The organism is Bordetella muralis (assembly GCF_054781015.1).
Window position 1 is genome coordinate 537,799 of sequence record NZ_BAAGVF010000002.1, and the last position, 25,877, is coordinate 563,675.

Here is a 25,877-nt window from a genome sequence, read left to right on the forward strand (position 1 = left end):
GCCGGCAAAACAGGGCCGGTACGTCGCACATTCTACGCGCAGCAGGGGTGGTCTGACGGCGAGCGAGATTCTGGTTTTGCGCGAATGATCGGGCGGGACCTTGATTGAACGGAGTCGTTCCGTTATCCGCGACGTCGATTTGCCCCCTCCGATGTCATGGTAATTGACGGGTGCAATTGCGCACCGGTCCGAGCAGGAGTAGGCTTTCGTCCCGATTCATCTCCTGCTGTTCAGCGCAGCTTGCTCGCTGCACAGGAATCATCGCGTCCCGATCTCTGCTGGAATTTTGATGAACACCCCGTCTTCGACTGCCGTATCCCCTGCATCCGATTCACCGCCACCTACCTGCTGGGACCTGTTCAAGGGTTTTTTCTGGTTGGGATTGAGTGCCTTTGGGGGAGCGCTGCCATTGGCGCGTCACATGGTCGTGGAGAAACATCGCTGGCTGTCTTCCGAGGATTTCACGGAGCTGCTCGGGCTGTGCCAGTTTTTGCCGGGCGGCAACATCATCAACATGTCTGTGGCGCTGGGCATGAAATTCCGCGGGGTCAAGGGAGCGTTTGCGGCCTTGATGGGCCTGATCGCCGCGCCGTCTTTCATCGTCATTGCGCTGGGCATGGTGTACGACCGGTATGCGGATGATCCGCATATTCAACATCTGTTCGCTGGTTTGGCTGCTGCGGCTGCGGGCCTGCTGATTTCGATGGCCGTGAAAATCGCCAAACCGTTGCGCGGCAAATGGGCGGGTATCGCCGTGGCCGTGGCATGTTTTATTTGCATCGCTGTGCTGCGTACGCCCTTGCTGCCGACAATGCTGGTGTTGACACCGATCAGCATTCTGGTGACCTGGAGGCTGACGCGATGATTGCCGTACTGATTTCGCTCTTCGTTATTTTTACGCAGTTGTCGGTGCTGGCTTTTGGCGGCGGCAATACGATTTTGCCCGAGATGCAGCGGCAGGTCGTGGAGATCCATCAATGGATGTCGAATGCCGATTTCAGCGCGTTGTTCGCGTTGAGTCAGGCCGCGCCTGGCCCCAATCTGATGATTGTGACGCTGGTGGGGTGGAATGTGGCAGGTTGGCAGGGAGCTTTGGTTACGACGATTGCGAAGTTCGGGCCGTCGTCGATCTTGACGGCTGTTGCATTGGGATTGTGGGAAAGGTTCAAGGACAAGCCCTGGCGGCGTGTCGTGCAGGCGGGTATTTTCCCCATGACGGTCGGGTTGATGGCGGCCAGCGCGTCGTTGATCACGGAGGCCTCGGTGCATACGTGGGTACTGGGGGGAATTACCGCGCTCGTGGCTGCCGTGACGATTTTCAGCCGTGTGCATCCGTTGTGGATGTTGTTGGCGGGAGCGTTGATAGGGTTGAGCGGAATCGGGCAGCCTTGAATGTCGGGCTCATTATGCAAAAACGGCCGGGATAGGCAATATCCCGGCCGTTTTGCTATGGCTTGCGGTGTTGTGCAGGAAGCGTTACTCGACGTAGTGCTTGGTGCTGTACAACTCGACGGGCAGCCGGTTCAGGACCGGCAGGTTCGTGTTGGCGTCCTTCGCCTGCATATCGATGTAGGTCTGCAGCACGTCGGCATCCAGCACACCGATGTCCTGGCGGCGATCAGCGGGTACGTTGGCCAGCGTGGTGTAGCCGTCGCCACCGGTCGCATTGAAACTCAAGACAAACAGCTTGTAGGTGCGGGCCGAATCCAGGGACTGCCAAGTGTTTGTGGTCGAGTCGAAGACTTCCACATTGGACACACGGCTGCCCTTGGTGGCCAGGCTGTTGACGTCATAACGCAGGCCGCCGGTGTAGGGATAGGGGCCGGTGGTGCCACCGTCGCCATATACCGCATCGAGGCCGTCTTCTAGCATGCCGATGACTTCGGTGCCGGTGATGTCCAGGCGCCACAACATGTTGCCGAACGGCAGGACTTCGATGACATTAGCGGCTGTTACGTTGCCCTCGAGCGGGACGCGTACGCCACCGCCGCTTTGCAGCGAGATGTCCGCGCCGCCGTATTCGGCATTGGCGACTTCCAGATAGGCCTGGGCGACGAGTTGCTGGATGTCTCCGCCGCGGACGTTGACGCTGCCTTCGGCGTTGCAGGCTGCGCTGGATCGGCCGTAATCGACAGAGCCAGGACCGCCGGGGACACGGCGCGAGCAGAGTTCTTGCGGCACGTTGGCGACCACGCTCTGGCTATAGGCATCGACTTGCGCTTTGAACGGCTGCAGGGTAGCCATGGCGTTGGCGTCGGGTGCTTGTACGCGCAGGATGCCGCTGGCTGCGATGTCGGCCTGCATGGCGGCTTCGTCTGCTGCGTTGGGGGCGGTGCCGCCGACGGTAAGTGTGTCGCCGATCAGGACATGGGGCGTGCCGCTGCATGCCGTGACGTCTCCATTGGCATCAAAGCTGACTTTGAGTTCTCCGACGACTTGGGAGTATTCCCTGGCTTGTACCAGGCACACGCGCTTGCCGTCTTTGTCGGTCAGTTCGGTGGGATAGGCGCCTGCGGGTGTGCCTATGTCGTAGGTTTTCATCGCGTCGGGGCCCAGCAATGAATGGGAATCGCCGCCTACGACGACGTCGACGCCGCTCAGGTTAGGGATGATTTCCTTGTCGTAGCTATAGCCGATATGGCTCATCAGGATGATTTTGTTGACGCCTTGGGCGCGCAACGCATCGATCTGTGTTTGGGCGGCTTCGGTTTCGTCGGAAAAGGTGGTGCCGGGATCGGGACTGGACGATTGCTGCGTTTTGCCGGCGATGGTCAAACCGATCAGGCCGATGGATTGGCCGCCGCGTTCTAGCGTGATCGAAGGCTGAACCCAGTTGGGTGCGTTGGCTGCATTCAGGGGGGAGCTGGGGCCGAAGCTGACGTTGGCGCTGAGCAGCGGCGTCTGGCAAGTGCCTGCATGCAGGAGCTCGATGAATCGATGCAGGCCGCTGTCGCCTTTGTCGAATTCATGGTTGCCGAGCGTCATGGCATCGAAGCACACGGTGTTCATCAGGGCGGCGTCGGCTTCTCCGGCCTCGCCTGCGCGGTTGAAGTACAGGGTGCCGGTCATGGCGTCGCCCGCGTGCAGTTTGAGCACATTGGTGGATGCGGCTGCCAACTCGTTGATGGCTGCGGTGACGCGCGGGAAGCCGCCGGCGTCAACGGTGGCTTCGGTCTGGGTGCCAGCGGCGTTTTTCAACAGCAGCGTTTTGCTTTTGCTGTCCAGATTGGAGTGATGGTCGTTGATGTGCAGGATCGTCAGGTCCATTGCCTGGCTGACGGGCGGCGTGGGCGACGCGTTGTCGTCGTCATCGTCGTCGCTGTTGCTGCAGGCGGCTAGCAGGGTCAGGCTGCTTAGCATCAAGACTTGGGTGGTCCTCTTCCAGTTCTTCATCGCAGTGTGTCGTAATGTGTCTTTGCGGAAGAGGAATGATTGGGCAGGGAGGTTACGGGGGGATTAACGTTGCATGACGGGGATGTGAAAGTGGGCGGGCGGTGAGGGACTAGAGGTGTTGTCCTTGTTTGGCGGGTTGTGTTCTATTCAGGCGGGAAAAACAGGATCCGAGCTTGTGGTTCTTGCTCGCTGGCCTATTTCCAGGAAGCGGTCTCTGATCCATATGCCGGCGGGGTCGCTTTGTGCTCGTGGATGCCATGCCATCGCCAAGCGAAACGACGGGATGCTAAATGGCAGAGGGATCAGATCAACAAACGCGGCATAGCGCTGGAGCAATTGCCTCGGAAGACTGGCGACGCCGTCAGTCTGAGACAGAACGAGTGCCACCTGGTTGTAGCTGGGGACGGTGGCAACGACATTTCTTTCCACACCCAGTTTCTCCAGCACTGCATCCACTGGCGTGGAGAACTCCGCGCGGGCTGAAACAACGACATGGTGCAGGGCGCAATACTCTGCCAGATCGGGGGCGCCGATCCCTCGGGGGTGGCCGTGGCGCTGCGCCAGCACGAAATCATCGCTGAGCAGAAACCGTGCCTTCAGCGTCTCTGGAACCTTGTCGATATCCCCGAGAAACAAGTCGACTTCGCGGCGTGCCATGCGCTCTACCAGCCCGGCATCGTCGGCGGGCACGACGGACATCCGCAACTCGGGGTTGCCGTAGCTCATCACCTCCGTCATCACGTCCAGTGCCAGGATCGTGAACACGCTGTCGTTCGTTGCGACGACAAAGGTCCTTGTCGAGGTCTGAGGATCGAACTCGTGCGGCTGCGCCACGGCGTCGCGGAGTTTCGCAAGGGCATCTGCCAGGCCCGCACGCAGCGCAAGCGCTCTTTCGGTCGGCACCATGCCGCGGCCCGTTTCCGAAGGCACAAGCAACGGGTCCTGGAACAGTTCGCGCAGGCGGGCCAGGTGGCCCGATAGTGTCGGCTGGCTGATATGCAGGCGCTGCGCGGCGCGTGTCACGTTCAGTTCGTCCAGCAATGTGTCCAGCGAGATCAAGAGGTATAACTCCGATCTTTTCATATCGAACATTCCGATACCTCATATCGAATCTAACGACTAACCGACCTGCGGGCCTCTCCCTTAAGCTTTCACCGAACCCCCAGTAGCGGTGGAGAATGGTATCGCAATATTTGATAGCTCTGCCATCCTCATGCGCCTCGCGATGCCGCCTTCAATTGCCAACCAGGTCCGTTGAAATATGCCCCACACGAACAAAATCTACCGGATTGGTGACGTGACCGTCACGAAGATCGAAGAAATGCGGCTGAATGTCGCTCCGCCATCCTTTCTGTACCCCCAATGGGATGCTGAGGAACTGGAAAGAAATCTACACTGGCTCACACCCAGCAACATGGATGCCAGCACCGGAAATCTGATTCAAAGCATCCATTCCTGGCTGGTACGGACCAGGCACCACACGATTCTCATCGACACCGGCTCCGGCAACGACAAGGAGCGGCCACAGAACACGGTCTTTCATCGACTGCAGACACCGTATTTGCAGCGTCTGGCCGCGGCAGGGGTGAAGCCCGAGGATGTGGACTACGTTCTTCATACGCATCTTCACGTCGACCACGTCGGCTGGAATACAAGACTCGTGGATGGCCGCTGGGTTCCTACCTTTCCCAATGCCCGTCATGTGTTCGCCCGAGCCGAAGAGGACTACTACAGTAGTCCGGCAAGCCATAACGACGTCAACGTGCCCAGCTTGGGCGTCTACGAAGACAGCGTTGCGCCAATCATCGCGTCTGGACAGGTCGAACGCATTGGCGATGCCGGTGGTGAGTTTCTCGATCAATTCGTCTTTCATCCGTCGGAGGGGCACAGCATCGGACACATGTCGATCGAGCTGCGCTCCGAGGGTAAACAGGCGCTGTTCAGTGGCGACGTGATGCACCATCCATTGCAAGTCGTTCGCCCAGACTGGAACTCCGTCTTCTGTGAATGGCAGGACGAGGCGCGTGCATCGCGCCGGTGGGCACTCGAATATGCAGCCGAACGCCGGTTGCTCTTTTTCACACCCCATTTCGCAGAGAGCTCGGCCGGTTACGTGACTCGCCACGGCGATCGCTTTGACTGGCGCTACGAATAAATACTTTTTCTCAGGATGTTCATCATGACCAGGAAATACGTATCCGGCGGCACAGAACTCGTGTTCGAGCAATACCACGTGCCCGCCGACACAGGCATCGAGATTCATGTACGCAACAAGCGTCCTGCCTCGATGACGCACTTTCGCGCAGATCGCACCATCGTCATGATTCACGGCGCGACGTTCTCATCAGGCAGTCTTTACGATGTGCCGTTCAACGGCATGTCCTTCCTGGATTTCCTGGCTGCGGCGGGCTACGACGTCCACGCCTTGGATGTCCGGGGCTACGGACATTCGTCACGTCCATCGGAGATGGAGTCGCCTGCAGACGATTCCGCTCCCGTGGTCGGAACCGATATCGGTGTCCGCGACCTGGGTGCGGTGGTGGATCACGTCCGTTCGCTTCGTGGTCTGGAGCGTGTCTGCGTGTTCGGCATGTCCTGGGGCGGCACCGTGGCGGGCGCCTATACCAGCCGCAACGAAGACAAAGTCGAGAAGCTGTCGCTGCTCGCGCCTCAGTGGCTCAGCGACAAACCGATCCCGATCGATGCGGGCGGTCCACTGAGCGCCTATCGGTTGGTCCCGGTACGGGAAAGCAAGGCGCGGTGGCTGAGCACCGCGCCTGAGTATGGGCGCGCCACCTTGATACCGGATGGTTGGTTCGAGCAATGGGCGGACTTCACGCTGGCCGAAGATCCATGGAGCAAAGAACGTACGCCTGATTTGATCCGTGCGAGCAATGGGCCGATCCAGGACATCCGCGACTATTGGCGCGCCGGCCGCAAGTATTACAACCCGTCGGACATCCGGGTCCCCGTGCTGCTGGTGCATGGCGAGTGGGATATCGACGTACCCATCGACCTCGCACAGGCGCTTTTTCTCGAGCTGAAGCATGCGCCATATCGCAAATGGGTCGAGATCGGCGAAGCCACCCATCTCGTTCTGCTGGAGAAAAATCGGCTCCTCGCATACAGAGCGATCCGTGATTTCTTCGACGAAGAATTTGTGCCTGAAGTTTCCCTGCAGAACCGCTAGCAACTTGAACGGCCGGGGTGCCGGATATCGTGCTAACCGAGGCGTGACAGGCGCCACAATGAAGTGACTTCGGCTGCGCGGGCGGCGTGCAGCGGATCGGTGGGGTCTGATGCGCGGCCATGGGTGGGGCGCGCCGTCAGGCGGTCTACGATGCGCAGGCCGGCGTTGGTGATCAGTGTGGACAATTCGTCAGGAGCACGCAGGCCCAGGTGTTCGGCCAGGTCTGACAGGATCAGCCAGGCTTCGCCTTTGGGGGCGAGGTGGGTGGAGAGCCCTTGCAGGAATGCGCGCAGCATGCGGCTGTCGGGGTCGTAAATGGCGTATTCGACGGGCGCACTGGGACGTGCGGGCAGCCAAGGAGGATTGCAGACGATCAAGGGGGCCTGGCCGTCGGGAAACATGTCGGTTTGCGTCAGGGTGACGCGTGAAGGTAAGCCTAGCCGGACCAGGTTTTCTTGTGCGCATGCCAGAGCGCGTGGGTCTTGGTCGGTAGCAATGATTTGTTTGACGCCGCGCTGTGCCAGGACGGCAGCCAGGACGCCGGTGCCCGTGCCTATGTCGTATGCCAACGATGTGTCCGCTGGGAGCGGGGCGCGTGCGACGAGATCGATGTATTCGCCGCGCACCGGTGAAAACACGCCGTAGTGAGGGTGAATGCGGGCGTTGAGGGCGGGGATGGGAACCCCTTTTTTGCGCCATTCATGGGCGCCGACGATACCTTGTAGTTCACGCAGGGACGCCAAGTAAGGGGCGGTGGCCGGGCCATAGGCCTCCAGGCAGGCTTGTTGGACGTCAGGGGCCCGGCGCAGGGGAATAGTGTGATCTGCGTCGAAAGGCACCAGTACGCTGCTCAACAACCGGGCGCGTTGTGATTGCGCTTGGCGATGCTGGTTGAATGCCTCCAGCGGCGTTGCCGCTGGTTTGCGTTTTTTCTTGTCGATACGGCGCGCCAGCGCCTGCAATAGCTGCCGCGCGTTATGAAAATCGCCGCGCCACAGGAGCTGTGTGCCTTCGCAGACTAAACGATAAGCCGCATCCGCCGACAATTGATCGCCCGCGATCTGAATGCGCGTCGGCGCAGGTGCTGCTGATTCGGAGCGCCAAAAGGCTGTCTGGGCTTGGTCGGATTCGGTCCAATGGACGAGAGGTAAAGCGGACATGGCGAAGGCAAAGAGTGAATGCTTGGCAATGTAGCAGTTTCTCCAATGTACGGCTCAACTGCCCATGAGGCCGGTCACTCACGTCAACTACCTATGCCAGTGTCCACGGAAACGTGATTACGCGCCCCGGCCTGGCTGCTCGGGGCGGCGATCTAATCTATCTGAGCACCAGATTGTGTGACGAGTTCGGCCCATTTGCTGATTTCGTCTTGGGTGAATGTGCCGAGTTCCTCAGTGGTGAGAGGGCGTTGTTCGATTCCCTGATTGCTGAGTTTCGCTGCTACGTCCTGATTGGAAAGTGCGGCTCGAGCGGCTTTTCGCAGGGTCTCGATGATGGGCGTTGGCGTGGCGGCCGGGGCGTAAATCATGAACCAGGCGACCAGGTCGAAATCCTTGCCGGTCTGCTCGGCTATGGTCGGAACGTCGGGTGCAGACGCGCTGCGCGTCGCACCGGAGCTACCCAATGCTCTCAGTTTGCCCGATTTGATGTGTGGCAGGGTCGCGGCGGGGTGATAGAACATGAACTGGGTTTGTCCTGAAATGACGTCGGTGACGGCCATACCTCCTTCCTTATAGGGCACGTGTGTCATTTCGCCACCCAGACGCATTTTCAGCAGTTCGCCGGCGAGATGTCCCGAGGTGCCGTTGCCGGCCGATCCAAAGCTGATGCCTCCCGGCTTGGCGGCGGCCGTCGCCAGATCGTTGAGCGAGCGCAACGGCGAGTCGGCTTTAACGACTAGCAGGGTGGGCGTCTGGCCAACTAATCCAAGGGGCACGAAGTCTTTGACGGGGTCGTAGCCCAGCTTCTTGTAGAGGGTTTTGTTGATCGCGTGCGTGCCAACGGTACCCATTACGATGGTGTATCCATCCGCGGGAGCGCGGGCGACTTGTTCCGTGCCGATCGTGCCGCCCGCACCGGCTTTGTTTTCAACAATGATGGTTTTCCCGAGTGACTCTGCCATGCCGTTGGCCATGATGCGTGCCACGGTGTCAGTGGATGTTCCTGGACCGAAGGGGACGATCATCCTTATCGATTGCGCGGGGTAGTTCTGAGCGTGGGCCGATATGGCGACCAGTGCCAGAAGGCCTGTGCTTGCAGCAATCGCCACGGTTTTGTGTAGCAGTATGCTGAGTCGAGTGCGAGGGGTATAGCGTGCCGTCATGAAATCTCCTCCTGAGTTTTTGTTCTGTCTGCGGGCATTGGCTGCCGCCGCAGGGGATGTGTGCTGCAGCCGTGTTGGTTATTGGCCTGAACCAAATCCTGGCGGAACTTCGCCGTCGTATTGCAATTCGCGCGTGGCTTGATAGGACAACGCAAACCCGATGGACGCCTGGAGTTCTTCGGTGAGGTGTGCAATCAAACCGGCCGTTCTGGCCAGGATGGGTACGCCTTTTAATGCGGCCAAGGGAAAGCCTACGCCCAGCAGCACAGCGGGGATCGCCGCCGAGACGTTGAGCCGGAGATCTTTGCCGATGATGGCTGGAATCTGTTTTTCTATTTCTTCGGCAATGGCAATGTAGTTCAGCTCTGCGCCGTTGATCCGGGCGACCTCGAGCAGCCGTGCGACACGGGGGTCCCGTTCCTTGTGCAGCGGATGGCCGTAACCCGGAATCGCTTTACGTGCGGCACGGTACTCTTGCAGTTCTGCCTGAACCGCTGCTTCCAGCGTGGCGCCTGTGGCCTGGCGTTCTTGAATCGCAACGAACAATCGTCCTGCATATTCCGATGCTCCAAGAATGACCGAACCGCATCCCAGGATGCCGGCTGCGACGGCGCCCTGCAGCGCATCGGGCGCAGCGGCGAGCGTCATTCGGCTGGCTTGCACGCTGGGCACCAGGCCATGTTCCGCGATAGCAACAAGGGTGGCGTCGAGCACGGCCGTCGCTGTGGCGCTGGGACGTTGACCGGTGACCAATAGATGAAAGTAATCCGTGAAGGAAATGTGGCCGATGAGGTCTTTGCAGAGATCCTTGCCGCGCACGACGATGGTGTGTTCGTCCGAGGTGCAGATCGCACTACGAGGGATGGTGGCTTTACCGATTTTCATGATTTTGTCTGAAAAGTAGAGGGAGTATCGTCAAGAGACGAGGGCGTTGATTCACATGCGAACGGGTGCAAGGCTGAAATCGAACAATGCGCTCCAAAAAGGCGTGGCGAGCGTTCGGCCATCACCTGCGGTGCCTAGCGGATGATGTTGAAAGTCGACGATCAGACTGTCTCGTACACCGAAGACCACATCGGAGTCGATGTACGGGCTGTTGGCGACGAATAAGTGGGTGGTGATATCGACGTAGCCTGGGGCGGAGAGTTTGAAGTGGATATGGCCGGGGCGATTCGGGTGTTGACCTATTTTGTTGATCATGACACCCACCGGACCATCCATGGGAATAGGGTAGTAGCTGGGCCGGATCGACCAGAATGCATAGCGCCCATCCTCGCCTGTCACGAAGCGCGCGCGTGCGAGCATGTCGGTTTGGCCTTCGATTTGCATGTCGTAGACGCCTTCGCCGTCGCCTGACCAGACATCCAGCACGACACCGGAAAGGGGATTGCCTTGCAGATCCGTGACGCGGCCGTGGTAGTAGGCGGGTTCGCCCGCGACACCTTCTGCGATGTTGCTGCCCATTTCCTTGTGTGGGGCGCCAGCCCAGTAGTACGGGCCCTGAACCGTGGCCTCGGTGGCGGCTGTCGCAGTGGCTGAGCCGGGGGTAATGGCCGATGCGCGGGCCTGAGCCGACATGACGACTTGCATGGACGCGCCCAATGTGTCGGACAGCAAGATGAACTCCTGCCGCTTGTCGGTACAGGTTTGGCCGGTTTGCGTCAGAAATTCAATCGCGGACATCCATTCTTCGGGGGTTAAATCGACTTCGCGGATGAATTCATGCAACTTGGTGATGAGAGCAGTCATTAGCGTCTTGAATCGCGCATCCTGAGTGTCTGCCAATCGCGCAATCACTGCCTGAGTCAGGTCCAGACTTTGCTGATCGTTCAATTGTGTTCTCCTTTAATCGTGTTCTAGGGCTTTACGCTCGTTTTTGTAGAAGGGCATTATTCACCCAACGAATACGCATGGGTTGCAGCACAAAGAACGCAAGCAGCGCTGCGAGGATGTCGAGTCCGGCAATGGAGTAGAAGATCAGATCCCAGGATTGTGTTTTCTCGTATAACAACGCGGCGAGAGGGCCTCCCAGGATAGAGCCGACCGCTGTTGCGATCAGCAGGTAGCCGAAATTCCTGGCGGCATGTGTTGTCCCGAATGCGTCGGCCTGCAGAGAAGGAAACAAGGAATAGATTTCTCCCCAGCCAAAGAACACGACCGCAGACAGCAAGACGAATGCGACAGGGTTCGATCCGAACTTGAGCAGTAGCAGGATGGAGACGGCTTCCATCAGAAAGGCGATCAGCATGGTTGGCTCGCGACCGATTCTGTCGGATATCCATCCAAAAAAAGGACGAGTCAGTCCGTTCGCAGCACGATCCAGGGTGAGCGCGAGCGGCAGTGCCGCCATCCCCAACACGAGTGTCTGATCCGATATGCCGAAATGCACCGCGAGTGCGCCGAGTTGAGAGATGGCCATGAGCCCGCCCGTGGCGACCAGGGCCATAATGAAAAACATCAGCCAGAACAACGGGGTGCGCAACATTTCACGCGAATTGAAATCACGCCTGGACGCCATGCCCGGCTGGGCAGAGGGCTCGGCGCGCGACGGTGCGCTTGCGCGTTTCATGCCTAATGACGCGAGCACGATGACGGCAGATAACACCATACCGAAAACCACCAACGTTGTTTGCAGGCCGTGCTCGCGGATGCTGGACGCGATGGGGAATGTGGTGACAATCGCACCGAGTCCATAACAGCCTGCCGCCATGCCGACCGCAAACCCTCTGCGGCGCGGAAACCACTGCACCATGAGCTCGATGACGGCGACATACACCCATCCTGTACCGATACCCGAGAGCACGCCGTAGGTGATATACAGCAGCGGCAGCGAGGTGACATAGGCCGAACTTATCCAACTGAGCCCTACCAGCAAGCCGCCTGCCGCGGCAAAGACCCGAGAGGAAAATCGGCTGGCCAGTTCGCCATGCAGAGGGCCGATCCCGCATTGAAAAATGCTGAACAACGCAAAGGTGACTTGCAGGGCCGACAGCGAAACGTCAAGTGAGCTTTTAAACGGTTGTACGAAAAGCGCCCAGACATACTGGGGGCTGGAGATTGCCATCATGGCAATCATGCCGAGTACCAGTTGAATCCACGGTTGGGTGCTGCGGCTTTGATCGGCGGGCCCTGAGGCCGCTATTGCGGGCGTTGTTGAGAGCGTCACGGTTGTCTCCATTCATTATTTTTGGGGACCATCTACTCAATGTCGGTTCATTTCTGCTTTGCCAGCAGTGCAGCCCTGATTTCAGCGCTGTGTTCGCCAAGCAGTGGCGGGGGAACGACGTCCAGAGGCCTTTCGCCATCGAAGCTCACCGGCGATCGAACGGTCTTCCAGGCGCCGAGCGTCGGGTGCGTTCCTTCAATTTCAAGCTGCAGATGCTTTGCCTGGGGATCCTGCAGTGCTTCGCTGGTGTCGTACATAGGCGCATGCGGGACGTCCTCGGCCTCAAGCCGCCGGCACCATTCGTCACGAGTGCGCGTCACGAAAATCGAGCCCAATAAATCGATCAGTGTCGCTTGATTGTCAATACGCGCCTCGCGGGTAGCGAAACGCTCGTCCTCAAAAAGTGCCGGACGCTCAATCGCTCGAGCCAGTCCTTGCCAGAATTTTTCGGGCGACGACATGTGCAGCGCTACCCATTTCCCATCTGCGCATTTCAACGTATAAGACTGCGAAACGCTGGGCCGGCTATAAGGACCCATCACCTCGTTCTCGGCAAAGAAATGGGTAAACGCATCCAGATTGAAGTGGCTCATCGCCTCCAGCATCGACACCTCGACCGAGCGGCCCACGCCCGTTCGGCTGCGCTCGACCAGCGCACCCAGAATGCCGTAGGCCGCATAAAAGCCCGTCAACGCATCCGCGATGGCAGGGCCGACAACACGAGGGTTTTCGGGATTGATCAATAGATTGAGAAAACCGCTCGCCGCCTGCGCTACCGTGTCATAGGCAGGCCGTCCTGAGGAGGGGCCGGTTTGCCCGAATCCGCTGATCGCACAGTAAATCAGTCGTGGATTGATCTGACGCAGCCGCGTTTCGCCTGCACCAAGGCGCGCCGCAGCACCCGGTCGAAAATTCTGAATGTAGACATCCGCCTCACGTATCAGCGCGTCGAAAACCTCGACGTCATCCGCCTGTTTGGTATTGAGCGTAATGCTGCGCTTGTTGCGGTTATAGGTCTGGAAGTGCGGGCTGTAGAGTCCTCCCTTGAATGCGCGGAACGGATCACCCGTGTCAGGCTGTTCGACTTTGATGACATTGGCTCCCAGATCGGCAAGCAGCATTCCTGCCGCGGGTCCAGTGATGAACGTGCCTTGTTCTACGACGGTAATTCCATCCAATACTTTGGCCATGCGTGTCGTCCTCGAGCGTAAGAAGGAGTGAGAGCTGGAGCAAGGCTAATCGAGCCAAACAAAAGATAGAAATGATTATTTTCTCCAGTTATCATTGATGTCATCGATTGATTGGGGCAAATATGGAGTTACGTCATCTCAGATACTTCATTGCGCTGGCGGGGACATTGAACTTCACACGTGCCGCTGAAAGCGTGCACGTCACGCAATCGACGTTGTCCCATCAAATTCGCCAGCTCGAAGACGAAATAGGGCAATCGCTCTTTGACAGAATCGGAAAACGCGTCTTTCTGACTGAAGCGGGCGAGGCATTTCTGGAGTACGCCTCTCGCGCTTTATCAGAAATAGATCAAGGCCTGGGTGAATTAAAAGCGCGTGACGTCTCCATGTCGGGCGTCCTGCGGGTCGGCACCACGCACACGTTCAATCTGGGATTCATCCCTGAGTGCGTCGCTCAATTTCTGTCACGGCATGCCACCGTGAAAGTCGTGATCGAGGAACTGCCGGCCGACGCCATCGTCGCCAGTCTGGACGCGGGCCAATTGGACATGGGTGTGGCCTATCGTCCCGAATTACGTTCCGGTTTACGCTTTGAACCCTTATTCAACGAAGAACTCGTCCTCGTCGTGGCCAAGACCCATCCCTGGGCACGTCGGAAGCGAATTCGAATGATAGAACTGCATCGAGAGCCCTTGGTCATGCTGCCGCGCAGCTTTTCCACCCGTCGCATGCTGGACGAGTTTTTCAGCGCAGCCGGCGCAGCGCCAAACATCATCGCAGAAATGAACACCGTAAACGCCATGTTCGGATTGATCTCTCGCATGCACATCGGCGCCATCGTCGCAACCAGCGCCGTAGACGAAAGTAAAGGACTATGCGCCCTGCCTCTAGAGGGCCCCACCCCGATGAGAACACCGGGTCTTCTGTTCAAGAACGACCAGCCTCAATCCAAGTTGACAAGAGCCTTCGCAGCCCTGATCCGCAAGACAGCCATGGCCTCCACTTCCACGAGGCCCAAGCAGCAAAAACTCGCCCCAGCGTTAAACCGAGCCTGAGACATTGCGAGTCGGTGCGGGGCAGTGGCCGTGTTGGGGCGCCTCGTGGTCGAGCGAGGGAAACCGAAGGAGCGTAGCGACGAGGTTGACGAAGCGGTGTCGGCCGCGCAGGCGGCCGACCGACCACGCGAAGCCCCAACACGGCCACTGCCCCGCACCGACGCCAAAAGAACTCATTTCTAACGACAGCAAACGAAAACACGACCCGCAAAAGCAGCCCGAAACCTGCAGCACCAGCCTAAACCCACAGGAGCGATCAAACAGCTCGCACCGGAACCAGCCGCGTCCGGTATCGCGTAACCGCCTCGACCATCAACGCATGCAGGCGGACCTCATCACCCTGGCCATCCGCGTGCTGAGCCAGGAAATCCAGCAACGCAATGCGCATGCGGGGTTCCCAGGATTTTTGAATATGTGTGGCGGCGCCTTCGAGGGCTTCTTCGCGGTCGGGCAGGGCATCGAAGTAATCGCCGATGCGATTGGCCATGCGGATCAAGTTGGCAATATCCATGACGGTTCAGCTCTGGATGCGTTCAGCATGTGAGTAAATGGTGGCGTCGGCATTGCGTACGAAACCAAGCAATGCCACGTTAGTGTTTTGTGCCAGCCGAATCGCCAGCGCAGTCGGTGCCGAGACCGCCGCCAGGATGCCGATCCCGGCAGCCGCGCACTTTTGCACCATTTCGAAACTGGCGCGGCTCGACACCAGGGCCAAGCCCTGCTGGAACGGTTCATCACGACGGGCCAGCGCACCGATCAGCTTGTCCAAGGCGTTATGACGTCCAACGTCCTCGCGCACCATGTGAACCTGGCCATCGGTATCGGCCCATGCCGCGGCATGAGTCGCCCCAGTGATGTCGTGCAAAGTCTGGCTCGCCCGCATTGCCCGCATCGCCCGCAGAATCGCCGATATCGCGACAGGCGACGCATCGGGAGCAGGTGCGACTGCCCGCAACACCTCCGGCAGGGTTTCAACACCGCACAGCCCGCAACCTGTGCGGCCTGCCATCGCGCGCCGGCGTTCTTTCAGGCGGACCTCGCAGGCGCTCGAAATCTCGATCTGCACAACGATGCCGTCGTGCTGCGGGACGACATCGATGCCACGCACGTCGGTGGGCCGATCGATGATGCCCTCCGTCAAGGAAAAGCCCAGTGCAAAGTCTTCCAGATCGGCAGGCGAGGCGAGCATCGTCGCGTGGCTGATGCCGTTGTATTCCAATGCGATGGGCGTTTCCTCGGCGACGCGATCGACTTGCGTGACAGACTCTGTCGTGCCGCCTCGCACGCGCACGACAGAGGTCTGCGCGCAGTCTGCGCGATGCCGGATGAACGAAGGTTGACGATCCATGAAATCAATACTTGTATCGAAGGAGACGATCTATTTACTGACGACGGCAGCTTCGTTGTCACGGGCACGCTCGCTCAGCAGTTTGTGCTGAATGTCGGTGAAGCGCGACCATTGGCGTTGCCATTCAGACGGTTGCGAGACACGCATCAGTTGCACCGCGGTGACCTTGTATTCCGGGCAGTTGGTTGCCCAGTCGGAATTGTCTGTGGTCACTACGTTGGCGCCGGACTCGGGAAAATGGAAGGTGGTGTACACCACGCCCGGCTGCACGCGGTCGGTCAGGGTGGCGCGCAGCACCGTTTCGCCCGAGCGGCTTTGCACGCCGACCCAATCGCCTTCGGATACGCCGCGGTCTTCGGCGTCCTGGGGATGCATTTCCAGCACGTCTTCGCTGTGCCAGGCCACATTGTGCGTGCGGCGGGTCTGGGCGCCCACGTTGTACTGAGACAGAATGCGCCCCGTCGTCAGTAGCAGCGGGAACTTGCGTGTGCTGCGCTCATCCGACGGGACGTATTTGGTGATCATGAATTTGCCTTTGCCCCGGACGAATTCATCAATATGCATGATGGGCGTGCCATCGGGCGCAGCCTCGTTGCAGGGCCATTGCAGGCTGCCCATTTGATCGAGTTTGGCGTAGGTCACACCGGTGAACGTAGGCGTGAGCCGGGCGATCTCGTCCATGATTTCGCTGGGGTGCGCGTAGTTCATGGGATAGCCCAGCGCATTCGAGAGTGCGACGGTGACTTCCCAATCGGCCATGCCGTTGCGAGGCTCCATGACTTTGCGCACGCGCGAGATGCGGCGTTCGGCATTGGTGAAGGTGCCGTCTTTTTCCAGGAACGATGAGCCGGGCAGGAAGACGTGCGCGTATTTGGCCGTTTCGTTCAGGAACAGGTCCTGGACCACGATGCATTCCATTGCCGCCAGCGAGGCAGCCACGTGCTGCGTATTGGGATCGGACTGCACGATGTCCTCGCCCTGGCAGTACAGTCCCTTGAAACTGCCGCCCAACGCGGCCTCGAACATGTTGGGGATGCGCAGGCCCGGCTCGGGTTGCAGGGTGACGCCCCAGTCGGCCTCGAATTGCGCACGTGCTGCGTTATCGGAGACGTGACGGTAACCCGGCAGCTCATGCGGGAACGAGCCCATGTCGCAGGAGCCTTGCACGTTGTTCTGGCCGCGCATGGGGTTCACGCCTACGCCTTCGCGGCCGATGTTGCCCGTGGCCATGGCCAGGTTGGCGATGGCCATGACGGCGGTCGAGCCTTGGCTGTGTTCCGTGACGCCCAGGCCGTAATAGATCGATCCATTGCCGCCTGTGGCGTAGAGTCGGGCCGCGCCGCGCACATCCGTCGCAGGCACGCCTGTGATGTCTGCAGTGGCTTCTGGCGAATTTTCGGGGCGCGCCACAAAGTCGCGCCATTCGTTAAAGGCTTTGGCTTCGCAACGTTGTGCCACGAAGTCCTCGGCGACCAGGTTTTCCGTGACGATGACATGCGCCAGCGCGGTCAACAAAGCGACGTTGGTGCCGGGACGCACGGGCAGGTGATAGTCGGCCTTGATATGCGCCGAGTTCACCAGCTCGATGCGGCGCGGATCGATGACGATCAAGCGCGCGCCCTGGCGCAGACGGCGCTTCAGGCGCGACGCAAAGACCGGATGCGCGCTGCTGGGATTCGAGCCCATCAGGACGACCACATCGGTATGCATGACCGAATCAAATGTCTGCGTGCCCGCGGATTCACCCAGGGTCTGCTTCAGGCCATAGCCGGTCGGCGAATGGCAGACGCGGGCGCAGGTGTCGACGTTGTTGGTGCCAAAGGCCGCACGAACGAGTTTCTGTACGAGCCAGGTTTCTTCGTTGGTACAGCGCGAGGATGTGATGCCCCCGATGGAATCGCGGCCATACGTGGCCTGCAGGCGGCGGAATTCCGACGCGGTGTAGGCGATGGCTTCTTCCCACGAGACCTCGCGCCAGGGATCCGTGATGTGTTTTCGGATCATGGGCTTGAGCACGCGTTCCTTGTGCGTGGTGTAGCCCCAGGCGAATCGGCCCTTGACGCAGGCATGGCCGCGATTGGCCTGGCCGTCTTTCCAGGGCACCATGCGCACGACTTCCTGGCCTTTCATTTCGGCCTTGAAACCGCAACCGACACCGCAATAGGCGCAGGTCGTGATGACCGAGTGTTCGGCCTGGCCCATCATGATGACGGATTTTTCTTGCAGGGTAGATGTCGGGCATGCCTGGACACAGGCGCCGCAGGAAACGCAATCGCTTTCCAGGAACGATTGGTTCTGGCCGGCGGTCACGCGCGAGGCAAAGCCCTTACCGGAAATCGTCAACGCGAATGTGCCCTGGGTTTCCTCACAGGCGCGCACGCAACGGTTGCAGACGATGCATTTGGACGGATCGTAGGAAAAGTATGGATTGGACGCGTCGGTTTCGTCTTTCAGATGATTGGCGCCGTCGTAGCCATAACGCACCGCGCGCAATCCCACTACGCCTGCCATGTCCTGCAGCTCGCAGTCGCCGTTGGCAGGGCAGGTCAGACAGTCGAGCGGGTGGTCGGAGATATAAAGCTCCATGACGCCGCGCCGCAGATCATGTAGTTTGGGCGTTTCGGTGGCGACTACCATGCCGTCTTCGACGGGCGTGGTGCATGAGGCGGGATAGCCGCGCCGGCCCTCGATCTGCACCAGGCACAAACGGCACGAGCCAAAAGGCTCCAGGCTGTCGGTGGCGCAGAGTTTCGGGATGTTGATACCGGCCTCGGCCGCGGCACGCATGACGGAGGTGCCTTCGGGGACGGAGATTTCCTGGCCGTCGATAGTCAGGGTAACGAGGCGGGCATCCGCTTGTGTGCCGCGGGCGGGCGTGCCCAGATCGCGGTCGCGTTTGATGACGGTTTCGAGCATGGCGGGTCTCGTTCGAATCAGGCCTGATGAGAGGCGGTTGGGTTGCCGGACGTGGCAGGCGCTGCGATGCCGAAGTCTTCAGGGAAATGGTTCAGCGCGGATAGCACCGGGTAGGGCGTCATGCCGCCCAATGCACAGAGCGAGCCGCCCAGCATGGTGTCGCACAGATCGCGCAGCAGATGAATGTGCTGCTCGTGTTGCGGGCCGCGGGCACGGATTTTGTCCAGCGTTTCCTGTCCGCGTACCGCACCGATGCGGCAGGGCGTGCATTTGCCACAGGACTCGACGGCGCAGAACTCCATGGCATAACGCGCCATGCGGCTCATGTCGACCGTATCGTCAAAGGCGACAATGCCGCCATGGCCTACCATGGCCGAGATCTTGACGTATGCCTCGTAGTCCAACGGTACATCCCATTGGGATTCAGGGAGGTAGGCGCCTAGCGGACCACCGACTTGTACTGCGCGCAGAGGCCTGCCCGAGGCACTGCCGCCGCCGTAGTCGTACAGCAACTCGCGCAGTGTGATGCCGAATGCGACTTCGACCAGGCCGCCGTGTTTCAGATTGCCCGCCAGTTGGAAGGGCAGCGTGCCTTGTGAACGGCCCATGCCATAGTCGCGGTAATACGCAGCCCCGCGCGCCAGAATCACGGGCACCGTGGCGAGCGAAATCAGGTTGTTGATGACGGTGGGTTGGCCGAACAATCCGGAGATCGCGGGTAACGGAGGCTTGGCGCGCACGACACCACGTTTGCCCTCCAGGCTTTCGAGCAGCGACGTTTCCTCGCCGCAGATATAGGCGCCGGCGCCTTTGCGGACCTCGAGGTCAAAACGTTTGCCGCTGCCTTGTATATCGTCACCCAGCCAGCCTGCATGGTGAGCCCGGGCGATGGCTGCATTGAGCGTGTCGATGGCTTGGGGGTATTCCGAACGGACATAGATATAGCCGTAGGTCGCGCCGACCGCCAGGCCGGCGATGGTCATGCCTTCGATCAACAGAAAGGGATCGCCCTCCATGATGAGCCTATCGGAGAAAGTACCGGAGTCGCCTTCGTCCGCATTGCAGACGATGTATTTCTGCGGCGCGGGTGTGGTCAGGACGGTTTTCCACTTGATGCCCGTCGGAAAGGCGGCACCGCCTCGCCCGCGCAATCCGGACGTCGTGACTTCCTCGACGATCTGCTCCGGCGTCATCGTCAGTGCCCGCCGTAAGCCTTGCAACCCGTCGTGAGCGAGGTAGTGGTCCGTGGACAACGGATCGGTGATGCCGACTCGGGAAAACGTCAGGCGCTGCTGGTTTTTGAGATAGGGAATCGCTTCGGTCAATCCCAGATTCAGGGGATGCGCGCCGCCATGCAGCCAATCGGCTTCGAACAGGCTGGCGACGTCTTCGACCTGGACAGGGCCATAGGCGATGCGGCCCGCCGGCGTCACGATTTCGGCCAGTGGCTCCAGCCAAAGCATGCCGCGCGATCCGTTGCGCACTAGCTGGATCGTGAGATTGCGGCGGCGGGCTTCTTGTTCGATGGCCAGCGCGACGGCGTCGGCGTCCATGGCCAGTGCCGCTGCATCGCGGGGCAGGTAGATGGTGATGATGTCAGGTTTGGCTGAAACGCCTGTCGACGATGCGGCGTTGACGCCATCAGTCGTCACAGTGGCGTCAACGGATGCGACGGTGGGCTGTGAGGGAGCGGTGTTCAAGCTGTTGCCTCCTGAGTGCGTTGCATCGCGCGATCCAGAATGCGGTCAAGCTTGTCGGGCGTGACGCGCGCATGAGGTTTGCCATCCAGCATGACCGCGGGGGATTGCGCACATAGCCCCAGGCAATACACGGGCTCAAGGGTGACGGTGCCATCGCTCGTCGTGCCATGAAAATCACAGCCCAGGGCCTGCCGTGCATGGTCGGCCAAGCCCTCGGCGCCCATGGCTTGGCAGGATTCTGCGCGGCAGACTTCCAGTACGTGCTGGCCAGCGGGTTCGGTACGGAAATGGGGATAAAAACTCACGACGCCATGGACTTCGGCGCGGGACAGGTTCAGGGCCTCGGCGATGGTGGGAACCGCGTCGGCCGGAATACAGCCGAGCTGGTCTTGCACGTCGTGCAAGATCGGCAACAGTGCGCCGGGTTGGCCTCGCCACTGCGTGGCGGCCTGCGCAGCGGCTTTGACGGCCGGCGTGGCTGACTGACGAGCGGCCGAGAGGGCCGACTCACCGCCGCGTGCACCGGCGCTGCCGGGGGGATTCGGCGTTGCCTGAGGGGTGGACATGCAGATCTCCTGGAGGCGGCTTTGTGATCGTGCCGCGTCGGTTTCTTATTGCTAGCTGCTTGCATTGATAATATGCTTTGTAAAGCATATAAAATGAACGCAACGTGCTCATTGGCCGTACTGTAAACACCTAACTTACGGTGTTCAATAGGAAATTAATGACATATAAGTTCCGAATCGGGCTGCGCCCGCAATGGGTACTGGAGGGAGACGCCGAGCACCCGCCTCAGGCGCTGCATGACATGTTGGCGTTGCTGTCCGCGATCGATGCGACAGGCAATATCGCCGGCGCCTGCCGCGCCTGCAGTCTGTCGTACCGGCACGCCTGGGGGGTGTTGCGTCGATTCGAGGCCCTATTCGGCACGCCGCTGTTGATCACCAATCGTCGTCAGGGCACGAAGCTGTCGCCGTTTGCACAGCGCTTGTTGTGGGCCAACCGCCGTATCGAGGCCCGGTTGATGCCCACACTGGAGAGCCAGGCATCCGAGCTGCAGGAAGAACTGGAAAAACTGCTGCCCGAGACGATGCCGCACCTGCGCCTGCACGCGAGCCATGGTTTCGCGGTAGAAGCGTTGATGCAGCACATGAGCGGACGGCAGTCCGGCCTGGAACTGCGTTATCGCACGGCGATCGAGGCGCTGGCTGCGCTGGAGCGCAACGAATGCGATCTGGCGGGTTTCCAGGTGCCGAGCGGTGCGTTCGAGGGGCCTATCCTGGCGCGTTACGCGCAATGGTTGTCGCCGGATGATTATCTGTTGATTCATCTGGCGGTGCGCAACACGGGCTTGTTTGTGATGCCCGGTAATCCGAAGCATATTCGCGGTATGGCGGACCTGGCGCGGCCGGATGTACGTTTTGTAAATCGGCAGATCGGCTCCAGCACCCGTTATCTGGTGGGATTGATGCTGGAGGAAGCAGGCGTATCGGTCAGCGAGGTGCAGGGGTACGAGACCAACGAGTTCACCCATATGGCGATCGCGGCACATATTGCCAGCGGGATGGCCGATACGGGTGTTGGCGTTGAAACGGCCGCCGGACGGTTCGGATTGGATTTCATCCCGCTGGTGCTGGAGCGATATTTCTTTGCCATACGCCGCGAGTCGCTGGAAACGCCCGCCATGCAGGACCTGCTGAGCATCATGCGAGGCCATGAGTACCTGTCGTACGTGCGCCAATTGGTGGGCTACGATACGACGAATACGGGGCAGTTACAGACTTTGCACGAGGCATTCGGCCGATAGAAAGAGTTCCGCGCCATTGCGCGATATGATATTTCAATGAGCAAAGTTATTTTCCTGACCGATCACACTGCGTCGCGAGCCGCCCAGCTGCCGCAGTCAGCATTGCCGCCACCAGGGCAGCCGGCGCAGGATAAGTTTGCCAGGCCGATGCGCGATTTGCGGATTTCGGTCACGGATCGCTGTAATTTCCGCTGTACGTACTGCATGCCGCGCGAGGTGTTCGACGGCAACTATGCGTTCATGCCGCATTCGGCGATGCTGTCGTTCGAGGAAATCACTCGTGTGGCGCGATTGGGCGTACAACTGGGTGTCCAGAAAATCCGGCTGACGGGCGGCGAACCGCTGCTGCGTAAAAATATCGAAATCCTCATCGGTATGCTGGCCGAATTGCGCACGCCAGAGGGCAGGCCGCTGGAATTGACCTTGACGACTAACGGCACCTTGTTAGGCCGTAAAGCAGCGGCGTTGAAACAGGCGGGGTTGACGCGGGTGACGGTGAGCCTGGATGCGCTGGATGCCGAGATGTTTGCTCGGCTGAGCGACAGTACGTTCACGCCGGATGACGTGTTGCGCGGCATCGATGCGGCGGCCGAGGCGGGACTGGCGCCTGTCAAGGTCAACATGGTGGTGCGCCGCGGACTGAACGATGACCAGATAGTGCCGATGGCAAGGCATTTCCGGCATACCGGCCATGTGCTGCGATTCATCGAATATATGGATGTGGGCAACACCAACGGATGGAATTTGCAGGAGGTCGTGCCCAGCGATGAGGTACTGCGCAGCATTTCGGAGCAGTACCCGTTGCGGGCACTGGATGCCGAGGTGATGGGCCGTGTGGCAGAGCGTTGGGCCTATACCGATGGCGGCGGCGAAATCGGCGTGATCTCCAGCGTCACGCATGCATTTTGCAGCGGATGCACACGTGCACGGTTGTCGCCGGAAGGCAAAATCTTTCTGTGTTTGTTTGCATCGCAGGGGCACGATCTGCGTACGCTGTTACGCAGCGGCGCAGACGATGAGCAGGTCGCGCGTGCGATGGCCGGGATTTGGGCGCAGCGCGATGATCGATACTCTGAACTGCGGGGACGCGGCGTGCCGATTGTGCCGCAGGGTGAGCGCAAGGTAGAGATGAGCTATATCGGCGGGTGACTCGATTTCAATCGATGCACAAAAAAGGCGGCTGTGAAATAGCCGCCTTTTTTCATGCTGATTTGACGGGTTACGCCAGCCAATGCGCCACGTCGTAGTACTTCACGATATCGCCATCGTTGACGGTTTCTCCTGCCGGGGTACGCGCCAGCCCGCTTGCCCAGGGCATGGAGCTGATCACTGATGAGTCCTGGTTTGCGTAAGGCACGAGTTCTGGTGCGCCTTCGGCGGTTTGGCGCCATTGCACACGCAGAAATTCCTCGCGGCTGTCTTTGTGCGGGCGCGACAGGCGCAGCGCTGCGGCGCTGACTTGCGGAAATAGGTTGGTCCGCCCTTGCATGCGCCGCACCAGCGGCGAGACCAGCATGGCGTATACCGCATAGACCGAGACGGGATTGCCCGGCAGGCAGACAACGGGTTTGCCGTCGATATGGGCCAAGGCGACCGGCTTGCCCGGTTTCATACGGACTTTCCAGAGCGCCAGTTTGCCGCCCAGGGACTCCAGTACGGGTTTGACGAGATCCTTTTCACCAACGGACACGCCGCCGATGCTCAACAGCAGATCGCAGTCGGCCAGGATGGTGGTGATGGCGGCGCGCAGGTCGGGTTCGTTGTCGCGGGCATGCAGCACGTGTATCGCCTGCGCGCCCGTTTTCTGCACCAGGGCGGCCAGCATGGGGCCATTGCAGTTGTAGATCTGCTGCGCGGCGCGTGTTTCGCCGGGATGAACCAGTTCGTCGCCGGTGGTCAGGATGCCCACGCGTAATGGCGCAAATACTTGAACCTGCGTCAGCCCTTGAGAGGCCAGGAGCGCGATATGCGCGGCCTCCAGCACGGTGCCGGCGGCCAGCAGGGGCTGGCCGGCGGTGGTGTCCATACCGCGTTTGCGTACGAATTCTCCGGCCTTTGGAGCTTGCAGGATGTGGACCTGTCCGTCGGATTCGCGGGTGTTTTCCTGGATGACGATGGTGTCGGCGCCGTCGGGGATCAAACTGCCCGTGAACAGCCGCGTGGCCTGACCCGGAATCAGCGCGGCCGGCATTTCGCCTGCATAGGTCCGTTGCTGTACAGGCAGGACGGCATCAGGCTGGTAATCCGCGTAGCGGATGGCATAGCCATCCATGGCGCTGTTATCGGCGGGAGGCAGATCCAGCGTGGCTGCCAGATTGACCGCCAGGACACGGCCCACGGCGTGGGCCAAGGATACGGTTTCGTGGCGAGTGACCGGCGCGGCCGCCTGGGCCAGCAGGGTTTGAGCACTCTCGAAATCTAGCAGATCGTTATTCATGCGATGTACGTCGGACAGGACAGTATGGGGCTAGCGGCGAAGGGAATTGGGGGCATGCGAGTCGTTCCAGGCCTCGGTGCGCTCCTGGTCGGATTGGCGGGACTCGACCCAGAAACTGCTGCCGTCGGACAGGGTTTCCCGTTTCCAGAACGGTGCGCGGGTTTTCAACGCGTCGATCATGTATTCGCAGCCCCGGAACGCGTCGCCGCGATGGGCGCTGGCGGCCGCCACGAAGACGATCTGGGCGCTGCGGGGCAGGGCGCCGACACGATGGGCGATGACGGTACCGGCCAGATTCCAACGCTCGCGCGCCGTATCTGCGATTTCATGCAACTGGCGTTCGCACATGCCGGGATAGTGCTCCAGGAACAGTGTCTCGGTCGCTTGATCCGAGGAAAAGTCGCGCACATAGCCTGTGAACGTGACGATCGCACCTGCCTGGGCGCCGACCTGCTCGCGCAGACCCGCCAGCAATGCCGTGCTGTCGAAGTCGGCTTCCTGAACGATGATCATGGTGTCAGCCTCCCGTGACGGGTTCGAAAATCGCGACCTCGTCGCCCGGCTGGATCGAGGCGGTGGCTTTGGCGTGGTTCTGGTTGATCGCCAGTTTCAGGCGTGCCGCCGGCGCCAGGTCCGGATACTGGGCCTGCAGGGCCTGCAGCAGTTCGGCGCCCGTTGTCGGCTCGGCCAGCGGCCAGGCTTCGTTGCGCTTGCCTACCAGTTCGGCGACCCGCGCAAAATACAGCAGATTAATGGTTGCGCCACTCACCGCTTTTTCCTCCTGCCTTGTATTCAAGGTGTATTTGTTCAATCAGGATGCCTTTGTCGGCAGCCTTGCACATATCGTAAATGGTGAGCGCCGCAACGCTGCAGGCGGTCATGGCTTCCATTTCGACGCCGGTTTTGTAGCGGGTGCGGCACGTAGCCCGGATCTCGACAGTATGGGTGTCGTCGTTCAGGGCGAACTCTACCCCGACAAAGGCCAATGGCAGGCTGTGACAGAGCGGGATCAGCTCTGCGCAGCGCTTGGCCGCCAGGACGGCGGCGACGCGGGCCGTGTTGAGCACTTCGCCCTTTCCCTGGCCCGGTTGGGTCAACAGGCCGTAGGCCACGGCGTTCATGCGTACGCGGCCAGCCGCAATGGCGATGCGGTCGGTTTCGGTCTTGGCGCCAACGTCAACCATGCGGATCTGGCCGGATTCGTCCAGATGGCTAAGCGTAGGAGATGAAGAGGACATGGGGTAGAAAAAATGTTAACGATTGAAAACGAAAGCGGGTTTTCGCCCGAGCCAGGCTTGGCTACACCCTATGATAGACGAGCTATGGTTCCGAGGGGATAATTGCCCTTGCCT

General features: G+C 60.1%; 24 protein-coding genes. 7 read left to right on the top strand and 17 right to left on the bottom strand.

Annotated elements, in window-relative coordinates:
- Positions 1 to 289: 289 nt before the first annotated feature.
- Both ACYVIT_RS04565 and ACYVIT_RS04570 read left to right on the top strand, forming a co-directional pair.
- Positions 290 to 865: a chromate transporter gene (locus ACYVIT_RS04565; RefSeq protein ID WP_415807618.1), complete on the top strand. Its 576-nt coding sequence runs from the start codon at positions 290 to 292 to the stop codon at positions 863 to 865.
- Entirely contained in the window at positions 862 to 1,392 is a 531-nt protein-coding gene (locus ACYVIT_RS04570) for a chromate transporter (RefSeq protein WP_415807617.1), read from the top strand. The genes ACYVIT_RS04565 and ACYVIT_RS04570 overlap by 4 nt, the downstream gene beginning before the upstream one ends.
- Positions 1,393 to 1,476: 84 nt before the next feature.
- On the opposite strand, the gene ACYVIT_RS04575 is transcribed toward ACYVIT_RS04570, so the two are convergent.
- Positions 1,477 to 3,393, bottom strand: a complete 1,917-nt coding sequence (locus tag ACYVIT_RS04575) for a bifunctional metallophosphatase/5'-nucleotidase (RefSeq protein ID WP_415807616.1) — start codon at positions 3,391 to 3,393, stop codon at positions 1,477 to 1,479.
- Between the two features lie 147 nt (positions 3,394 to 3,540).
- Positions 3,541 to 4,476, bottom strand: coding sequence for a LysR family transcriptional regulator (locus ACYVIT_RS04580; protein ID WP_415807615.1), 936 nt, complete (start codon positions 4,474 to 4,476; stop codon positions 3,541 to 3,543).
- Between the two features lie 214 nt (positions 4,477 to 4,690).
- Here ACYVIT_RS04580 and ACYVIT_RS04585 point away from each other — a divergent pair, with 214 nt between their 5' ends.
- Positions 4,691 to 5,548: an MBL fold metallo-hydrolase gene (locus tag ACYVIT_RS04585; RefSeq protein WP_415807614.1), complete on the top strand. Its 858-nt coding sequence runs from the start codon at positions 4,691 to 4,693 to the stop codon at positions 5,546 to 5,548.
- Positions 5,549 to 5,572: 24 nt separating this feature from the next.
- Entirely contained in the window at positions 5,573 to 6,583 is a 1,011-nt protein-coding gene (locus ACYVIT_RS04590) for an alpha/beta hydrolase (protein WP_415807613.1), read from the top strand.
- Between the two features lie 32 nt (positions 6,584 to 6,615).
- On the opposite strand, the gene ACYVIT_RS04595 is transcribed toward ACYVIT_RS04590, so the two are convergent.
- The 6 genes from ACYVIT_RS04595 to ACYVIT_RS04620 all read right to left on the bottom strand — a co-directional run bounded on the left by ACYVIT_RS04595 (position 6,616) and on the right by ACYVIT_RS04620 (position 13,262).
- Entirely contained in the window at positions 6,616 to 7,743 is a 1,128-nt protein-coding gene (locus tag ACYVIT_RS04595) for a methyltransferase (protein ID WP_415807612.1), read from the bottom strand.
- Between the two features lie 152 nt (positions 7,744 to 7,895).
- On the bottom strand, positions 7,896 to 8,906 hold the full coding sequence (locus ACYVIT_RS04600) for a Bug family tripartite tricarboxylate transporter substrate binding protein (protein WP_415807611.1): 1,011 nt from the start codon (positions 8,904 to 8,906) through the stop codon (positions 7,896 to 7,898).
- A gap of 78 nt (positions 8,907 to 8,984) precedes the next feature.
- A complete protein-coding gene (locus tag ACYVIT_RS04605; RefSeq protein WP_415807610.1) occupies positions 8,985 to 9,791 on the bottom strand; it encodes a citryl-CoA lyase in 807 nt (268 codons plus the stop codon).
- Between the two features lie 51 nt (positions 9,792 to 9,842).
- Positions 9,843 to 10,739: a dioxygenase family protein gene (locus ACYVIT_RS04610; protein WP_415807609.1), complete on the bottom strand. Its 897-nt coding sequence runs from the start codon at positions 10,737 to 10,739 to the stop codon at positions 9,843 to 9,845.
- A 31-nt stretch (positions 10,740 to 10,770) separates the two neighbouring features.
- Complete coding sequence (oxlT, locus tag ACYVIT_RS04615) at positions 10,771 to 12,072, bottom strand: oxalate/formate MFS antiporter (RefSeq protein WP_415807608.1); 1,302 nt, start codon at positions 12,070 to 12,072, stop codon at positions 10,771 to 10,773.
- A gap of 47 nt (positions 12,073 to 12,119) precedes the next feature.
- Positions 12,120 to 13,262 (bottom strand): CaiB/BaiF CoA transferase family protein, encoded by a 1,143-nt coding sequence (locus ACYVIT_RS04620; protein WP_415807607.1) that lies wholly within the window; start codon positions 13,260 to 13,262, stop codon positions 12,120 to 12,122.
- A gap of 122 nt (positions 13,263 to 13,384) precedes the next feature.
- Here ACYVIT_RS04620 and ACYVIT_RS04625 point away from each other — a divergent pair, with 122 nt between their 5' ends.
- Positions 13,385 to 14,317, top strand: coding sequence for a LysR substrate-binding domain-containing protein (locus ACYVIT_RS04625; protein ID WP_415807606.1), 933 nt, complete (start codon positions 13,385 to 13,387; stop codon positions 14,315 to 14,317).
- 256 nt (positions 14,318 to 14,573) lie between these two features.
- On the opposite strand, the gene ACYVIT_RS04630 is transcribed toward ACYVIT_RS04625, so the two are convergent.
- The 5 genes from ACYVIT_RS04630 to ACYVIT_RS04650 all read right to left on the bottom strand — a co-directional run bounded on the left by ACYVIT_RS04630 (position 14,574) and on the right by ACYVIT_RS04650 (position 20,847).
- Complete coding sequence (locus ACYVIT_RS04630; protein WP_415808439.1) at positions 14,574 to 14,828, bottom strand: formate dehydrogenase subunit delta; 255 nt, start codon at positions 14,826 to 14,828, stop codon at positions 14,574 to 14,576.
- Between the two features lie 6 nt (positions 14,829 to 14,834).
- Entirely contained in the window at positions 14,835 to 15,665 is an 831-nt protein-coding gene (fdhD, locus tag ACYVIT_RS04635) for a formate dehydrogenase accessory sulfurtransferase FdhD (protein ID WP_415808438.1), read from the bottom strand.
- A gap of 30 nt (positions 15,666 to 15,695) precedes the next feature.
- Positions 15,696 to 18,581, bottom strand: coding sequence for a formate dehydrogenase subunit alpha (fdhF, locus tag ACYVIT_RS04640; protein WP_415808437.1), 2,886 nt, complete (start codon positions 18,579 to 18,581; stop codon positions 15,696 to 15,698).
- A 17-nt stretch (positions 18,582 to 18,598) separates the two neighbouring features.
- A complete protein-coding gene (locus ACYVIT_RS04645; RefSeq protein WP_415808459.1) occupies positions 18,599 to 20,134 on the bottom strand; it encodes a formate dehydrogenase beta subunit in 1,536 nt (511 codons plus the stop codon).
- A 143-nt stretch (positions 20,135 to 20,277) separates the two neighbouring features.
- On the bottom strand, positions 20,278 to 20,847 hold the full coding sequence (locus tag ACYVIT_RS04650) for a formate dehydrogenase subunit gamma (protein ID WP_415808436.1): 570 nt from the start codon (positions 20,845 to 20,847) through the stop codon (positions 20,278 to 20,280).
- Between the two features lie 158 nt (positions 20,848 to 21,005).
- On the opposite strand from ACYVIT_RS04650, the gene ACYVIT_RS04655 reads away from it, so the two are divergent.
- Together ACYVIT_RS04655 and moaA are read left to right on the top strand one after the other, a co-directional pair.
- Entirely contained in the window at positions 21,006 to 22,088 is a 1,083-nt protein-coding gene (locus tag ACYVIT_RS04655; protein WP_415808435.1) for a substrate-binding domain-containing protein, read from the top strand.
- 36 nt (positions 22,089 to 22,124) lie between these two features.
- On the top strand, positions 22,125 to 23,237 hold the full coding sequence (gene moaA, locus ACYVIT_RS04660; RefSeq protein ID WP_415808434.1) for a GTP 3',8-cyclase MoaA: 1,113 nt from the start codon (positions 22,125 to 22,127) through the stop codon (positions 23,235 to 23,237).
- Between the two features lie 70 nt (positions 23,238 to 23,307).
- On the opposite strand, the gene ACYVIT_RS04665 is transcribed toward moaA, so the two are convergent.
- The 4 genes from ACYVIT_RS04665 to moaC are packed head-to-tail and all read right to left on the bottom strand — an operon-like array spanning position 23,308 to position 25,763.
- The gene (locus ACYVIT_RS04665; protein WP_460478160.1) at positions 23,308 to 24,513 is read right to left on the bottom strand and encodes a molybdopterin molybdotransferase MoeA; all 1,206 of its coding nucleotides are present in this window, start codon (positions 24,511 to 24,513) and stop codon (positions 23,308 to 23,310) included.
- Positions 24,514 to 24,555: 42 nt separating this feature from the next.
- Positions 24,556 to 25,038 (bottom strand): molybdenum cofactor biosynthesis protein MoaE, encoded by a 483-nt coding sequence (locus tag ACYVIT_RS04670; protein WP_415808433.1) that lies wholly within the window; start codon positions 25,036 to 25,038, stop codon positions 24,556 to 24,558.
- Positions 25,039 to 25,042: 4 nt separating this feature from the next.
- On the bottom strand, positions 25,043 to 25,294 hold the full coding sequence (locus ACYVIT_RS04675; protein ID WP_415808432.1) for a MoaD/ThiS family protein: 252 nt from the start codon (positions 25,292 to 25,294) through the stop codon (positions 25,043 to 25,045).
- On the bottom strand, positions 25,275 to 25,763 hold the full coding sequence (moaC, locus tag ACYVIT_RS04680) for a cyclic pyranopterin monophosphate synthase MoaC (protein WP_415808431.1): 489 nt from the start codon (positions 25,761 to 25,763) through the stop codon (positions 25,275 to 25,277). Before moaC ends, ACYVIT_RS04675 begins: the two co-directional genes overlap by 20 nt.
- Between the last annotated feature and the right edge of the window lie 114 nt (positions 25,764 to 25,877).